This is a genomic window from Tritonibacter horizontis (assembly GCF_001518015.1).
In the GTDB taxonomy this organism is placed as follows: Bacteria; Pseudomonadota; Alphaproteobacteria; order Rhodobacterales; family Rhodobacteraceae; genus Epibacterium; species Epibacterium horizontis.
Window position 1 is genome coordinate 204,906 of sequence record NZ_LPUY01000008.1, and the last position, 15,202, is coordinate 220,107.

Below are 15,202 nucleotides of genomic sequence, written 5' to 3' on the forward strand. Positions count from 1 at the left end.
GGCGTCCGGGCCGTTTCCGCAGGGATGAGGCCTGCGCGTGGCGTTTTGCGCCTTGTTTGAAAGGGCTTGGGGCGGTAGATCGGGACAACAGCTAGCGCGAGAGGAGCCAAGTCATGTCCAAACTGGTCACCATCTATGGCGGGTCCGGGTTTGTCGGTCGTTATATTACGCGCCGCATGGCCAAGGCGGGCTGGCGCGTTCGCGTTGCGGTGCGTCGCCCGAACGAGGCGATGCATGTGAAGCCCTATGGCGTTCCGGGCCAGGTCGAACCTGTGTTCTGTAATATCCGGGACGACGCCTCGGTCGCGGCAGTGATGGCGGGTGCGGACGCGGTTGTGAACTGTGTCGGCGTGCTGAACGAGGTGGGCAAGAATACTTTCACGGCGGTTCAGTCCGAAGGTGCGGGCCGTATCGCACGGATCGCCGCCGAGGGCGGCGTCGCGACCCTGGTCCATCTTTCTGCAATTGGCGCTGATGCCGACGGTGAAAGCGACTATGCGCGCACCAAGGCAGAAGGCGAAGCTGCGGTTCTTGCGGCCTTCCCGAGTGCGATGATCCTGCGCCCATCGGTGATTTTCGGTACTGAGGATCAGTTCTTCAACCGGTTCGCGGCGATGACGCGCCTTGGTCCGGTTCTGCCCATCGCTGCAGGTGGCACGAAATTCCAGCCCATCTATGTTGACGATGTGGCCCAGGCCGCTGTTGCCGGCGTTCTTGGTCAATCGGAGCCCGGCGTCTATGAATTGGGTGGCCCGGAGGTCAAGACGTTCTCTGCCCTGATGCAGGATATGCTCAAGGTCATCAATCGCCGCCGTTTGGTGCTGCCGCTGCCGAATTTTGCCGCAGGTCTGATGGCATTCAGCTTTGATCTTGCGCAATCCGCCTCGTTCGGGCTGTTCACCAATTCACTGCTGACCCGCGATCAGCTGAAAAGCCTGCAGTCCGACAATGTTGTGGCGGACACTGCCAAGGGGATTTCTGACCTCGGGATCGAGCCCGTGTCCATGGGGTCGGTGCTGCCGGACTACCTGTGGAAATTCCGCCCGAGTGGTCAATATGACGAGCTGACCAAATCCGCTCGTCACCTGCGGGGCGATGCCTGACCCGGCATCCACTGCCATACTGTAATGCTGTGACCGGCGCGGGGAGCCTAGCCCTGCGCCGGTCCTGTTTCAGCTATAGGCAATTGCCAGCAGGACAATGCCCAACAGGACCCGGTAAATCACATAGGGCGTAAAGCTGACCGACCGCAGAAGGCGCATCATGATGGTGAGTGCAGCAAGGGCCGACAGCATGGCCAGCAGGGCCGCGATCCCCATGTCCCGCATGAGGGCGGTATTGGCATCCAGCGCCACCTCGGTCCCAAGCAGGAGACCGGAGGCCATGATGGTCGGGATCGACATCAGCATGGCGACCCGGGCGCCATCTTCGCGGCTGTAGCCGAGCTGGCGCGCCCCGGTGATGGTGATGCCGGACCGCGATGTGCCGGGGATCAGCGCAATCATCTGCCACAGCCCCATGATGAACGCATCGCGCAATCCCCAGTCCTTCATCGTCTTGTGGGTCTTGCCCCATTGGTCCGCAGCATAAAGGACAATCCCGAAACCGAGCATGGTCCAGCCGATCACGGCCATCGAGCGCAGCGCGTCGCTTAGACCAGTAAAATGCAGGAAGGCCCCAAAAATGACCGTCGGAATGGTGGCCACGATCAACCCCATGGCAAGCCGCGCGCCCGGGGTGTCGAGCCGGCCGGTCAAGGCTCTGGGCAGCCCGGCCAGCCCCTGACGGACATCGCTCCAGAAATACAGGACAACGGCGGCCAGCGTCCCCACATGCACGGCGACATCAATGGCCTGACCCTGGTCCGTCATACCGGTGAGCTGAGGCAGGAGAATCAGATGACCTGAGGAAGAAACAGGCAAGAATTCGGTTATGCCCTGAATCAGGGCAACAAGTATTAATTGAAACACGGGCATGGATCAGTCGTCCGAAGGTGCTGGAGTAAAAGGGAATTTGCTATAACTCTATGTATAGGCCTGTTGATTTTAATAGGAAGTCTCAATTTAGGTCCGAATCGGATCTAAAAATTCTGTACAATAGCTCCAAAAGAGGTATTCAAAGCGGAGAGGCCTGAAAATAGGTCAGCATTGCTGACGTTTATCGAATTTGAAGGTTCTGAACGATCGCCGCCAGCCAGAAGGAGAGTTCCGCCGTGGCCAAGCAACCGATGCTGAAATTCGTGAACATTAGTCGCGATATGCCCGAGAAGCGAACTGCTGAAACACGCAGGGAAGATTTCGACGAGATCTATGCGGAATTCGCGGCGGCGAAGGCAGAAGAGCAGTCCAGCCGGTGCAGCCAGTGCGGCGTGCCTTATTGTCAGACCCATTGTCCGTTGCACAACAACATCCCCGATTGGTTGCATCTGACGGCAACGGGCCGCCTGGAAGAGGCCTATGCCACCAGCCAGGCCACCAATACCTTTCCCGAGATTTGTGGTCGCATCTGCCCGCAGGACCGCCTGTGCGAAGGCAATTGCGTGATCGAGCAATCCGGCCATGGCACCGTCACGATCGGCGCTGTCGAAAAATACATCACCGACACCGCCTGGGAAAAAGGCTGGGTGAAACCAAATGCGCCGCGAGTCGAGCGCCCGGAATCTGTCGGTGTCATCGGCGCAGGCCCAGGCGGGCTGGCGGCGGCGGACATGCTGCGCAAGGCGGGTGTTCAGGTGACGGTCTATGATCGCTATGATCGCGCGGGCGGGTTGATGACCTACGGCATCCCCGGCTTCAAACTGGAAAAAGACGTGGTGATGCGTCGCAACAAGCTGTTGGAAGACGGCGGTGTCACCTTTGTAATGAACTGCAATATCGGCGTGGATATGTCCTTTGACGATATTCGCGAAAAACATGATGCGGTGATCATTGCCACCGGCGTTTACAAATCCCGTGACCTGACCATGCCCGGCTCCGGGGCGACAGGGATCGTCAAGGCGATTGATTTCCTGACCGCCTCCAACCGGGTTGCCAATTTTGGCGATAGCGTGCCGGAGTATGAGGACGGAACCTACAACGCCGCGAGCAAGAACGTCGTCGTCATCGGCGGCGGTGACACCGCCATGGATTGCGTGCGGACCTCCATCCGCCAGGGCGCGAACTCGGTCAAATGTCTCTATCGTCGCGATCGGGCGAATATGCCGGGTTCGCAGCGCGAAGTGCAAAACGCCGAAGAAGAAGGCGTGGTGTTCGAATGGCTCTCGGCGCCCAAAGGCTTCACCGACACAGACGGCAAGGTCGCGGGCGTTATGGTGCAGAAAATGCGTCTGGGTCAGCCGGATGCCTCTGGGCGTCAGGCCCCGGAAGTGATCGAGGGCGCGGATTACGTTGAAGACGCAGATCTGGTCATCAAGGCGCTTGGCTTTGAACCCGAGGACCTGCCGACCCTTTGGGGCCAATCGAACCTGCCAGTCACGCGCTGGGGGACGATCAAGGCAGAATTCCGCACCGGGGCAACCAATCTGGACGGTGTCTATGCGGTCGGCGATATCGTGCGCGGTGCCAGCCTTGTGGTCTGGGCGATCAAGGACGGGCGCGATTGTGCCGAGGCGATCCTTGACCGGTTCAACATCACCCAGGCTGTCGCGGCCGAGTAATTCACGGAATTTTCCGAGCGGTCGGGCGCCCCTGAAACAAGGCGCGGCGCCACCGCCAGGCAGAGGAGAAGACAATGACCAAATACGATGAGAGCTGGGTCCGCGCCGAAGAGGCAAAGCGCAAATGGATGGCTGAAAACGGGCTGTACTCCGAACAGGAAGAGCATTCTTCCTGCGGTGTTGGCCTCGTGGTGTCCGTCGATGGCTCCAAAAGCCGTCAGGTTGTGGATGCCGGCATCGCCGCCCTGCGCGCGATCTGGCACCGGGGGGCTGTCGATGCGGATGGCAAGACCGGCGATGGCGCGGGTATCCACGTGCAAATTCCGGTGCCCTTCTTCCACGATCAGGTGAAGCGTACCGGTCACGAGCCGCGCAAGGACGAGCTGATGGCCGTTGGGCAGGTCTTTCTGCCGCGTACGGATTTCGGTGCACAGGAAACCTGCCGGACCATCGTCGAGGCCGAAGTGCTGCGCATGGGCTACTATATCTACGGCTGGCGCCATGTGCCGGTGGATGTGACCTGCCTGGGTGAAAAAGCCAACGCCACCCGCCCGGAGATCGAGCAGATCCTGATCTCCAACTCCAAAGGGGTCGACGAGGAAACGTTTGAGCGCGAGCTTTATGTCATCCGTCGCCGTATCGAAAAGGCCGCGGCCGCGGCGCAGGTTGGCGCGCTTTATATCGCATCGCTGTCCTGCCGGTCGATCATCTACAAAGGCATGATGCTGGCCGAGCAGGTTGCCGTGTTCTACCCCGACCTGATGGATGCGCGGTTCGAGAGCGCCTTTGCGATCTATCACCAGCGCTATTCCACCAACACGTTCCCGCAGTGGTGGCTGGCACAGCCGTTCCGCATGCTTGCGCATAACGGCGAAATCAACACGTTGAAGGGCAACCTCAACTGGATGAAAAGCCATGAGATCCGCATGGCAAGCGCAACTTTTGGCGACCATGCCGAAGACATCAAACCGATCGTGGCGAACGGGTCGTCTGACTCTGCCGCGCTTGATTCCGTGTTCGAGGTTCTGGTGCGGGCCGGCCGGTCTGCGCCGATGGCGAAGACCATGCTGGTGCCCGAGTCCTGGTCGAAACAGGCCGAAGAGCTGCCTCAGGCCTGGCGCGACATGTATTCCTATTGCAACGCCGTGATGGAACCCTGGGATGGTCCCGCAGCCCTTGCGATGACCGATGGCCGCTGGGTCTGTGCTGGTCTTGACCGCAACGGCCTGCGTCCGATGCGTTATGTGGTGACAGGCGACGGGCTGGTGATTGCCGGCTCCGAAGCGGGCATGGTGCCCATCGACGAGGCCACCGTGGTCGAAAAGGGCGCGTTGGGCCCGGGCCAGATGCTCGCCGTGGACATGCAAAAAGGCCAGCTGTACCACGACGTTGAAATCAAGGACAAACTTTCCCGCGCCTTGCCCTTTGGCGATTGGGTCGAAAAGGTCAACGACCTGGACGAGGTGCTGGGGGGCGTGTCCGAAGCACCGCTGTTCTCGGGCGAAGAGTTGCGCCGCCGCCAGATCGCTGCCGGCTATACCATCGAAGAACTGGAACAGATCCTGTCGCCGATGGCCGAAGACGGCAAGGAGAGCCTTGCATCGATGGGGGACGATACCCCCTCTGCCGTACTGTCGAAACAGTACCGCCCGCTCAGCCATTTCTTCCGCCAGAACTTCTCGCAGGTGACCAACCCGCCCATCGATTCCTTGCGCGAATTCAGGGTGATGAGCCTGAAGACCCGGTTCGGCAACCTCAAGAACGTGCTGGACGAGGACAGCTCCCAGACCGAAATCGTGGTGCTGGAAAGCCCCTTTGTCGGCAACGCGCAGTGGGACAATCTGGTTGAAAACCTCGGTGCCAAACTGGCAGAAATCGACTGTACCTTCGCTCCCGGCGAGAAGTCGCTGCATACCGCCTTGGCCCGCATCCGGTCAGAGGTCGAAGAGGCCGTTCGCTCCGGGGCCGGGCATATTGTTCTGACCGATCAGTTCTCTGGCGTGGGCAAGGTCGCGATGCCGATGATCCTTGCGACATCCGCCGTGCACTCTCACCTGATCCGTCAGGGCCTGCGCACCTTCTGCTCGCTCAACGTGCGGTCGGCAGAATGCATTGATCCGCATTACTTTGCGGTTCTGATCGGCTGTGGCGCGACCGTTGTGAACGCCTATCTGGCCGAGGATTCTCTGGCAGACCGGATTGAACGCGGCCTGTTGGACGGCACGCTGAGCGAAAACGTCGCCCGCTACCGTGAGGCCATCGACCAGGGCCTGCTGAAGATCATGGCGAAGATGGGGATCTCGGTTATTTCCTCTTATCGCGGTGGTCTGAACTTTGAGGCCGTCGGGCTTTCGCGTGCCATGGTCGCGGAATATTTCCCCGGCATGACCTCGCGCATTTCCGGCATCGGCGTCTCGGGTATTCAGGTCAAGGCAGAAGAAATCCACGCCAAGGGCTGGAACATGCCGGAAGGCATCCTGCCTATCGGTGGTTTCTACAAGGCGCGGAAATCCGGCGAGACCCACGCGTGGGAAGCGACCTCGATGCACATGATGCAGATGGCCTGCAACCGTGCCTCTTTTGAGCTGTGGAAACAGTATTCGGCCAAGATGCAGTCGAACCCGCCGATCCATCTGAGGGACCTTCTGGACATCAAACCATTGGGCAAGGCGATCCCGATTGAAGAGGTCGAAAGCATCACCTCGATCCGCAAACGCTTTGTCACGCCGGGCATGTCGCTGGGCGCGCTCAGCCCCGAAGCGCACAAGACGCTGAACGTTGCGATGAACCGCATCGGTGCCAAGTCCGACTCGGGCGAGGGTGGCGAAGATCCGGCGCATTTCGTACCCGAAGCCAACGGGGACAACCCGTCGGCCAAGATCAAGCAGGTCGCCTCGGGTCGCTTTGGTGTCACCGCCGAGTATCTGAACCAGTGTGAAGAGCTGGAAATCAAGGTCGCACAGGGCGCCAAACCCGGTGAGGGCGGCCAGCTGCCGGGCATGAAGGTTACCGACCTGATCGCCCGTCTGCGTCACTCGACCAAGGGCGTGACGCTGATTTCACCGCCGCCGCACCACGATATCTACTCGATCGAGGATCTGGCGCAGCTGATCTATGACCTGAAGCAGATCAACCCGCGCTGCAAGGTGACGGTGAAACTGGTGTCCTCCTCGGGCGTTGGCACGATTGCAGCCGGCGTGGCCAAGGCCAAGGCCGATGTGATCCTGATCTCGGGTCACAACGGCGGCACCGGCGCATCGCCTGCCACCTCGATCAAATATGCCGGCCTGCCGTGGGAGATGGGCCTGACCGAAGCGCATCAGGTTCTGGCGATGAACAATCTGCGCGGGCGTGTGACCCTGCGGACAGACGGCGGCCTGCGGACCGGTCGTGACATCGTCATGGCGGCGATGATGGGGGCCGAGGAATACGGCATCGGCACCGCCGCACTGATCGCGATGGGCTGCATCATGGTACGTCAGTGTCAGTCCAACACCTGCCCTGTCGGTGTCTGCACCCAGGATGAGGCTCTGCGGGGCAAGTTCACCGGCAACGCCGATAAAGTGGTGAACCTGATCACCTTCTACGCGCAGGAAGTGCGCGAAATCCTCGCTTCTATCGGGGCCCGTAGCCTGGATGAGGTGATCGGTCGTGCGGATCTTCTGGCGCAGGTTTCGCGCGGGTCCGCGCATCTCGACGATCTTGACCTCAACCCGCTGCTGATCACCGTCGATGGCTCTGCCAGCATCGTCTACAACCGTGAGAAGCCGCGCAACGAGGTGCCCGATACGCTGGATGCGGAAATCGTGTGCGACGCCGCGCGGTTCCTCAAGGACGGCGAGAAGATGCAGCTGTCCTACGCAGTACAGAACACCCATCGTACCGTGGGCACCCGCACATCGAGCCATATCGTGCAGAACTTTGGCATGCGCAACAAACTGCAACCCGACCATCTGACGGTAAAGCTGCAAGGCTCTGCCGGTCAGTCGCTGGGTGCCTTTGCCGCGCCGGGTCTGAAACTGGAGGTTTCCGGCGACGCCAACGACTATGTCGGTAAGGGTCTGTCGGGCGGCATCATTGTGGTGCGTCCGCCGCAGGTCAGCCCGCTGCAGGCCTCGGAGAACACCATCGTCGGCAACACTGTCCTATATGGCGCCACCGATGGGTACCTCTTTGCGGCCGGTCGCGCCGGGGAACGCTTTGCCGTGCGGAACTCGGGGGCCAAGGTGGTGATCGAGGGCTGCGGTACCAATGGTTGCGAATACATGACCGGCGGCGTTGCGGTGATCCTCGGGACCATCGGCGCAAACTTTGGCGCCGGGATGACCGGTGGCATGGCCTATCTCTATGATCCATCGGGGACGGCACAGGACCTGATGAACATGGAAAGCATCGTCACCTGCCCGGTCACCGTTGACCATTGGGAAGCCGAACTGAAGACGCTGATCGAGCAGCACCAGCAGGAAACAGGCAGCCGCAAAGCCGCCGAAATCCTGCAGCACTGGGACAGCGAGAAGTCGAACTTCCTGCAGATCTGCCCCAAGGAAATGCTGAACAAGCTGGCGCATCCGATCGCAGTCGAACAATCGGCAGTCCCTGCCGAGTAACTGACACCATCCCCGAGAATAAGAGTTCTTCTTATTCCTGAACCTAAGCCCCGCTGTGCCCCAGGCCAGCGGGGTCTTTTTGTTGTCAGGGGCGCATGTAGCAGCAAGATGCCGACGGCGTGCTTTTCGCTGTTGGAGCCACTCCGGTCTCCGTTCTATAGAGGGGCATGGCAAAGGCAGCGCGCAAGAAAACGTCCCGGTCCTCCAAATCGAACGCCGCGCGGTTCAGCCTGCGCGCGACCATCCTGCGTTTACGGCGATGGGTGCTGCGCACCCTCCTGGGCGGCATCGTGTTCCTGTTGCTGCTGATCGCATTGTTCTCCGTTGTGAACCCGCCCGTCACCCATACGATCTGGACCGAATACCGTCGCCTTGGCAGCGTCGAACGAAGCTGGGTCCCGATCGAGGAAATCGCACCCGTTTTGGCACGCTCCGTCGTCGCGGCCGAGGACGCGCGGTTTTGCGAACATTGGGGGTTCGATGTCGATGCCATCCGATCCGCGTTGGAGGCTGGCGCAAATCGCGGGGCCTCGACCATCACCCAACAGGTGGTCAAGAATGTCTTCTTGTGGCAGGGCCGCAGTTGGCTGCGCAAGGCGTTGGAGACTTTCATCACGCCAGTGGTCGAAGCAACCTGGAGCAAGCGGCGCATCGTCGAGGTCTATCTGAATGTTGCCGAGATGGGCGAAGGGATTTTTGGGGCCAATGCGGCGGCAGATCATTATTTCGGCAAAACGCCCGACGCGCTGACCGCGCAACAGGCGGCCTTGATCGCGGCACTTCTGCCCAATCCGAAAAAACGCTCGGCCGCGCAGCCCGGCGATTTCATGCGCAAAAGGGCTCGCCAGATTGCCGATGGGGCCGCCACGATAGAACGTGATGGGCGTGCGGCGTGTTTCCAGCATTGAAGTTTTCGCCGTAGCAAGGCATTGCTGGAGAATACGCCCCTCAAATTCGGAGAGCTCAGGACAGCCATGGCTCGTCTCTACCACGTCCCCCTATCCCCTTTCTGTCGCAAGGTGCGCCTGTCCCTTGCGGAAAAGAAGATCGAGGTGGAGCTTGTCGAAGAACGGTATTGGGAGAAGGACGCAGATTTTCTGCGCCGGAATCCTGCGGCCAAGGTTCCGGTGTTGCGGCTCGATGGGATCTTGATGGCCGAAAGCGCCGCCATCTGTGAGTACATTGAAGAAACCCGCCCGGACCCGTCGCTGATGCCCAAGAAAGCCACCGAACGGCTGGAAGTGCGCCGTTTGGTGAGCTGGTTCGACGACAAGTTTCACCACGAGGTCACCTCAAAGCTTTTGTACGAGCGCGTGAACAAGAAAATGACCGGCGAGGGCTATCCCGACAGCACGAATGTGAAATCGGGCGCCAAAGCGATCAAGTACCACATTGATTACATGTCGTGGTTGCTGGACCATCGCCGCTGGCTGGCGGGCGACAACATGACCTTGGCCGATTTTGCGGCCGCGGCGCATCTCTCCTCACTCGACTACATCTCTGATGTGGACTGGAACCGGTCTGCCGTGGTCAAGGATTGGTACGCCAAGATCAAATCGCGCCCCGCCTTTCGCTCCATTCTGGCCGATCAGGTGCCGGGCTATCGGCCACCCTCGCACTATGCGGATCTCGATTTCTGATCCCCAATTGGGTGCGATGGCGGATTCCGAAGGGGGTTTTCCAGATGACGGACACTCCGGATCTCAAACAGCGGCTGGTCGCCGAGGCGCGCGCCGAAGGGTTTGTCTCTGCACGGATCTGTCGTCCCTGGGACGTGCCGGAGGTGCCGGCGCGGCTGGACGCGTTTCTCGACGCCGGCTTTCATGGCCAGATGTCCTGGATGGCCGAACGGGTGAATTGGCGCGCGGACCCTGCAGCCCTGTGGCCGGAGGCAAAATCGGTGATTATGCTGGCTGAGAGCTACACTCCGGACGAAAATCCGATGGATGTGGTCGGCCTGCCGGACCGGGCGGCAATCTCGGTCTACGCGCGAGGCAAGGACTATCACGATCTGGTCAAGAAACGGCTGAAGCGGCTGGCCCGCTGGCTGATCGCCGAGGCGGGCGACGCGACCCAGGTGAAGGTGTTCGTGGACACCGCGCCGGTGCCGGAAAAGGCCCTGGGTCAAGCCGCTGGCCTGGGCTGGCAGGGGAAACACACCAACCTCCTGAGTCGAGACTGGGGGAATTGGGCCTTCTTAGGGTCTATTTTCACCACGTTGGAGCTGGCTGTTGATCCAGCAGAGCCTGACCATTGCGGGTCTTGTCGGGCGTGTCTCTCGGCCTGCCCGACCGATGCCTTTCCCGCGCCGTACCAGCTCGATGCGCGACGCTGCATTTCCTATCTGACCATCGAACACAAGGGCCCGATAGAAGAGGACCTGCGGGCAAAGCTCGGGAACCGGATCTATGGCTGTGATGATTGTCTGGCCGCGTGCCCATGGAATAAATTCGCCGTAGCGGCGTCGGACGTCCGCTATGCCGCGCGCGAGGGGACTGTCGCGCCGCCGCTTGCCGAGCTGGCGCGATTGGACGATGCGACGTTTCGCGCTCGCTACGCCGGGTCACCGATCAAACGCATTGGACGGGACCGGTTTGTGCGCAACGTGCTTTATGCCATCGGCAATTCGGGCGAGGCTCGGCTGCGGTCCGTGGCCCAGGAGCTGTGCGCGGATCCAGACCCCACGGTCGCGGATGCGGCACAATGGGCGGTCATGCGCCTGTCATGACGCAAACAGAGTGGACGTGACGCCGCTGGACGCTAAACCGGACCCAGCAAGACGGAAATGAGGTCGCAATGTCGCTGTTGCTTGGGGTCGATACCGGAGGCACCTACACGGATGCCGTTCTGATCCGAGACGAAAACGAGGTGGTGGCCTCTGCAAAATCGCTTACAACCCGGCAGGATCTGGCTGTCGGGATTGGTGGTGCGGTCCAGGCGGTTCTGTCTGAGGCTGGCGTGCGACCTGCCGAGGTCTCGATGGCGGCGCTGTCGACGACGCTTGCGACGAACGCGCTGGTAGAGGGTCAGGGCGGTCGCGTGGCCTTGATCTATATTGGCTTTGCCGAGCAAGATCTGGATCGGCATGGGCTGAGTGACGCTTTGAAAGGCGATCCTGCCCTGATCCTCAGCGGCGGCCACACCCATGCCGGCAGCGAAGCGGCACCGCTTGATGCAGAGACGCTGTTGGCCTTTTTAGAGACTGAAAAAGCCAATGTCAGTGGCTTTGCCGTTGCGGGGCTGTTTGCGACTCGTAACCCGGCTCACGAGATTGAGGTGGCGCGGCTCATACAGGATCGTACCGGGATTCCTGTCACCTGTTCCCATCAGCTGAGCGCAAAGCTCAATGGGCCGAAGCGGGCGCTGACGGCGGTGCTGAACGCGCGGCTTGTCGGCATGATCGACCGGTTAATCGGGCGCGCGGCAGAGACGCTGACCTCGATTGGGATCGAGGCACCGATGATGGTGGTACGGGGCGACGGCGCGTTGATGTCTGCCGCTCAGGCCCGTCTGCGCCCGATCGAAACGATCCTCAGCGGTCCCGCCGCCTCTATTGTTGGGGCACGTTGGCTGACCGGCGCCGATACCGCATTGGTGAGCGACATAGGCGGGACCACGACAGACATTGCATTGATCGAAGGGGGGCTGCCTAAAATCGACCCGGAGGGCGCGCAGGTCGGTGGATTTCGGACGATGGTCGAAGCAGTGGCGATGCGGACGTCTGGCCTGGGCGGGGACAGTCAGGTGCATCTCAACAGCGATGGGCTGTCCGGTGGCGTAACGCTTGGACCCCGCCGGGTTTTGCCGATTGCGCTGATCGCGGCCGACGCGCCAGACGTGGTGCATGCCGCCCTTGATGCGCAGATGCGGGCGACGGTTGTTGGCGAATATGATGGCCGTTTTGTGCGTGACGTCGGCAACCAGCCCACCATGGGCCTCGCTGAACGGGATGCCGAGATCCTGGCTCGTATCGGTGTTGGCGTGCATCCGATGGGGGCGATACTGCGCAGCCGAAGAGAGCAGGGCGCGCTGAACCGCCTGGTGGAGCGCGGGCTGGTTCAGGTCGCAAGTGTCACGCCCACTGATGCGAGCCATGTGCTGAACAAAGCCGCCGACTGGGACCGGGATGCCGCCGAAAAAGCGCTGGAGATCTTTGCACGCCGCCGCGTGGGCAGCGGCGACCGCCTTGCCCAAGATGCCAAGACGGCTGCGCGGATGATTGTGGATCAGCTGACCGAACAGACCGCTTTGGCGTTGTTAGAGACTGTTTTTTCCGAAGAACAAGAGTTGATCCCCGGCGATCCCAAATTGCTCGCTCGGCATATCCTGCTGCATCGCGGGCTGGCGCAACATCGGGGTGTCATCGCGCTGGATGCGCGGCTTAATCTGGATGTGATTGGTCTCGGCGCGTCGGCCTCGTCCTACTATCCTGCGGTGGGCAAACGATTGGGCTGCAACATGGTCCTGCCCAAACATGCGGACGTTGCCAATGCCATTGGCGCGGTGGTCGGGCGGATCACCCAGCGGCGTAGTGGCACCGTGACAGCCCCGTCCGAGGGGCGGTTCCGGGTGCATTTTGACCAGGGCCCACAAGATTTTAGCGAAAGCGCCGTTGCTTTGAACGCCATGGAAGAGGCACTCCGGCAGCAGGTCGTTGCCGCCGTGACCGCCGCAGGTGCCGGAGAGATCCACGTCCATGTTAGCCGGGACATTCGCACCGCTCAGGTCGAATCGCGCGAGGTTTTTGTCGAAGCGGTCCTGACAGTAGAGGCTAGCGCCCGCCCGCGCGTGGCACAGGATTGAGAAACGCCTCTCACGATAAAGAACGGCCCTCGCCCGTGCAGGGGAGGGCTGAAAAGACCAATATCAGGCTCTAAACAGGGCTATTCTGCTGCTTCCGTTCGTTTGGGCAGCACCCAGTCCGGCCGGATGAAATGGCAGGTATACCCGTTTGGAAGCCGTTGCAGATAATCCTGATGTTCCGGCTCCGCCTCCCAGAACGCACCGACGGGTTCCAGTTCTGTCACGACCTGTCCAGGCCATAGGCCGGACGCGTTGACATCCGCGATGGTATCTTCGGCCACCGCCTTTTGGTCGGCATCGACATAGTAAATCGCAGAGCGGTAGCTGGCACCGAGATCATTGCCTTGCCGGTTTTCCGTCGTGGGATCGTGAATTTGAAAGAAGAATTCCAGCATCTCGCGATAGGAGGTCTGTTCGGGATCATAGATGATCTCGATCCCTTCGGCATGGGTGCCATGGTCGCGGTAGGTCGCATTGGGAACATCACCGCCCGTATAGCCGACCCGCGTGGCAATCACGCCCTTGCGTGCGCGGATCAGTTCTTGCATGCCCCAGAAGCACCCTCCAGCGAGTACAGCGCGTTCGGTCTTGCTCATCTGTGATCCTCCACTTGGTTGATGTAGTCGCCATAGCCTTCGTCTGCCATGTCGTCGAGATGGATAAAACGAAGCGAGGCGGAGTTGATACAATACCGCAGGCCACCGCGGTCGGCGGGACCGTCCGGGAACACATGTCCGAGGTGGCTGTCGCCATGGGTGGAGCGGACTTCCGTCCGGATCATGCCAAGGCTGCGATCTTCGATTTCCTGCACATGGGCGGGTTTGATCGGCTTGGTGAAGCTTGGCCAACCGCAACCGGATTCGTATTTGTCGGCCGAGGCAAACAGCGGCTCGCCCGAGACGATATCAACATAGAGACCGGGCTCCTTGTTGTTGAGCAATTTGCCCGTGCCCGGCCGCTCGGTGCCAGACTGTTGCGTGACGTAGAACGCTTCTTCCGACAATGCAGCGATTGCGTCGGGATCTTTGAAAAATGTCGTCATGGGGCCCTCCCACCGTGTCTTGTGCACCATTAGATGGGGTCGCAGATTGCGCTTTCAAACCCGGAACCACAAGTAGAAGATTGCGGTCACCAAGGTATGACAGCCCGTGATCCCTGCGCAGGGGTCATCCCGGTGCGGATTGCGGCGCCACCCCGCGCGAACGTGGGGGTTGGCGGGACAGTTGCACCGCCAGAATGCCAAGGGTGACAACCCCGACGCCGATCAGGTCGAGCCAGCCCAGGCTTTCGCCCAGCAACAGGGCCGCAATCGCAACACCAAACACCGGGTTGAGAAAGTGAAACGTTGCTGCACGGACGGCCCCGATCCGGTTCAGCAGCATCACCCAGATCAGCGTCGCCGCAAGGCCAGGGACAAAAGTGGTATAGGCAAAGGCGAACAACAGCGGCCAGGAGGGGGTGATCTGAATGGTTCCAAAGACGAGCGCCGCCGGGATCAGCACAGCGGAGCCGATCAGCATCTGCAGCCCCACAACCATCATGAAGTTTCCGCCAGATGTGGCACCGCGCAGGGCCAATGTGGCAGCAGTCAGGGCGAGCACACCGACGCCGCAGAGGGTGATGCCGAGCAGATCGACGCCAGCGCTTATCCGGGTGCCCATAATAAGCATCACGCCAAGCACTCCGGCCACCAGCCCCAGGGCGCCAAGCGGGCGGATCGTCTCGCGAAAGAAGGCCAGGGAGGCCAACGCCACCAGCAGCGGCATGGTCGAGGCGATGATCGCAGCCAGCGACGCCTCGATCCATTGCATGGCCACAAAGTTCAGCCCGAGGTAGAGCGCGTTCTGGCAAACCCCGAAGAGGATCGTTGCTTTCCATTGCGGGCGCGTCAGCCGCCATGATTGCCCCATCGCACGGGCAATCATCACACCGATCATCCCCGAGATGAGGAACCGCAGCGCCAGAGAAAACAGCGGCGACGCGTCGGCGACAATGATCCGGGCGGATGTAAACGCAGAGGACCACATCAGGGCAAAGGCCAGCCCCATCGCGACGGATTTCAGGTCCATTCTTCGCCCCTTTTCTGGTGCCGGAGGTCTCCGGGTCTGGATCTTGGCGGCACGCTAGCCAGTTCTTC

At 60.9% G+C, this 15,202-nt stretch carries 11 protein-coding genes; 7 read left to right on the forward strand and 4 right to left on the reverse strand.

Translation table 11 applies throughout. The features are described 5' to 3' along the window. The first annotated feature begins 113 nt into the window (after positions 1-113). Positions 114-1,103, forward strand: coding sequence for a complex I NDUFA9 subunit family protein (locus TRIHO_RS01290; RefSeq protein WP_068239561.1), 990 nt, complete (start codon positions 114-116; stop codon positions 1,101-1,103). 69 nt (positions 1,104-1,172) lie between these two features. On the opposite strand, the gene TRIHO_RS01295 is transcribed toward TRIHO_RS01290, so the two are convergent. Next, a complete protein-coding gene (locus TRIHO_RS01295; protein WP_068239564.1) occupies positions 1,173-1,976 on the reverse strand; it encodes an undecaprenyl-diphosphate phosphatase in 804 nt (267 codons plus the stop codon). Between the two features lie 236 nt (positions 1,977-2,212). Between TRIHO_RS01295 and TRIHO_RS01300 the strand changes: the two genes are divergently transcribed. The 6 genes from TRIHO_RS01300 to TRIHO_RS01325 all read left to right on the forward strand — a co-directional run bounded on the left by TRIHO_RS01300 (position 2,213) and on the right by TRIHO_RS01325 (position 13,065). Beyond that, on the forward strand, positions 2,213-3,655 hold the full coding sequence (locus TRIHO_RS01300) for an NAD(P)-dependent oxidoreductase (RefSeq protein WP_068239567.1): 1,443 nt from the start codon (positions 2,213-2,215) through the stop codon (positions 3,653-3,655). A 74-nt stretch (positions 3,656-3,729) separates the two neighbouring features. Then, the gene (gltB, locus tag TRIHO_RS01305; RefSeq protein WP_068239571.1) at positions 3,730-8,262 is read left to right on the forward strand and encodes a glutamate synthase large subunit; all 4,533 of its coding nucleotides are present in this window, start codon (positions 3,730-3,732) and stop codon (positions 8,260-8,262) included. Positions 8,263-8,429: 167 nt separating this feature from the next. Further along, entirely contained in the window at positions 8,430-9,170 is a 741-nt protein-coding gene (mtgA, locus tag TRIHO_RS01310) for a monofunctional biosynthetic peptidoglycan transglycosylase (RefSeq protein ID WP_068239574.1), read from the forward strand. Positions 9,171-9,236: 66 nt separating this feature from the next. Next, positions 9,237-9,902, forward strand: coding sequence for an FtsZ-binding protein FzlA (gene fzlA, locus TRIHO_RS01315; protein ID WP_068239576.1), 666 nt, complete (start codon positions 9,237-9,239; stop codon positions 9,900-9,902). A gap of 44 nt (positions 9,903-9,946) precedes the next feature. After that, entirely contained in the window at positions 9,947-10,990 is a 1,044-nt protein-coding gene (gene queG / locus TRIHO_RS01320) for a tRNA epoxyqueuosine(34) reductase QueG (RefSeq protein WP_068239579.1), read from the forward strand. A gap of 68 nt (positions 10,991-11,058) precedes the next feature. Continuing rightward, the gene (locus tag TRIHO_RS01325) at positions 11,059-13,065 is read left to right on the forward strand and encodes a hydantoinase/oxoprolinase N-terminal domain-containing protein (RefSeq protein WP_068239584.1); all 2,007 of its coding nucleotides are present in this window, start codon (positions 11,059-11,061) and stop codon (positions 13,063-13,065) included. Positions 13,066-13,145: 80 nt separating this feature from the next. Here the strand turns inward: TRIHO_RS01325 and msrA are convergent, their stop codons facing one another. The 3 genes from msrA to TRIHO_RS01340 form a co-directional block, all read right to left on the reverse strand. After that, positions 13,146-13,661, reverse strand: a complete 516-nt coding sequence (gene msrA / locus TRIHO_RS01330; RefSeq protein ID WP_068239587.1) for a peptide-methionine (S)-S-oxide reductase MsrA — start codon at positions 13,659-13,661, stop codon at positions 13,146-13,148. Further along, positions 13,658-14,107, reverse strand: a complete 450-nt coding sequence (gene msrB / locus TRIHO_RS01335) for a peptide-methionine (R)-S-oxide reductase MsrB (protein ID WP_068239930.1) — start codon at positions 14,105-14,107, stop codon at positions 13,658-13,660. Before msrB ends, msrA begins: the two co-directional genes overlap by 4 nt. A gap of 124 nt (positions 14,108-14,231) precedes the next feature. Continuing rightward, on the reverse strand, positions 14,232-15,134 hold the full coding sequence (locus TRIHO_RS01340) for a DMT family transporter (protein ID WP_068239590.1): 903 nt from the start codon (positions 15,132-15,134) through the stop codon (positions 14,232-14,234). Positions 15,135-15,202: the final 68 nt, after the last annotated feature.

Coding starts and splice junctions, on each gene's coding strand:
- queG (WP_068239579.1), top strand. CDS start 9,947: ATGACGGACACTCCGGATCTCAAACAGCGGCTGGTCGCCGAGGCGCGC.
- gltB (WP_068239571.1), top strand. CDS start 3,730: ATGACCAAATACGATGAGAGCTGGGTCCGCGCCGAAGAGGCAAAGCGC.
- msrA (WP_068239587.1), bottom strand. CDS start 13,661: ATGAGCAAGACCGAACGCGCTGTACTCGCTGGAGGGTGCTTCTGGGGC.
- TRIHO_RS01290 (WP_068239561.1), top strand. CDS start 114: ATGTCCAAACTGGTCACCATCTATGGCGGGTCCGGGTTTGTCGGTCGT.
- msrB (WP_068239930.1), bottom strand. CDS start 14,107: ATGACGACATTTTTCAAAGATCCCGACGCAATCGCTGCATTGTCGGAA.
- TRIHO_RS01340 (WP_068239590.1), bottom strand. CDS start 15,134: ATGGACCTGAAATCCGTCGCGATGGGGCTGGCCTTTGCCCTGATGTGG.
- TRIHO_RS01325 (WP_068239584.1), top strand. CDS start 11,059: ATGTCGCTGTTGCTTGGGGTCGATACCGGAGGCACCTACACGGATGCC.
- TRIHO_RS01295 (WP_068239564.1), bottom strand. CDS start 1,976: ATGCCCGTGTTTCAATTAATACTTGTTGCCCTGATTCAGGGCATAACC.
- mtgA (WP_068239574.1), top strand. CDS start 8,430: ATGGCAAAGGCAGCGCGCAAGAAAACGTCCCGGTCCTCCAAATCGAAC.
- fzlA (WP_068239576.1), top strand. CDS start 9,237: ATGGCTCGTCTCTACCACGTCCCCCTATCCCCTTTCTGTCGCAAGGTG.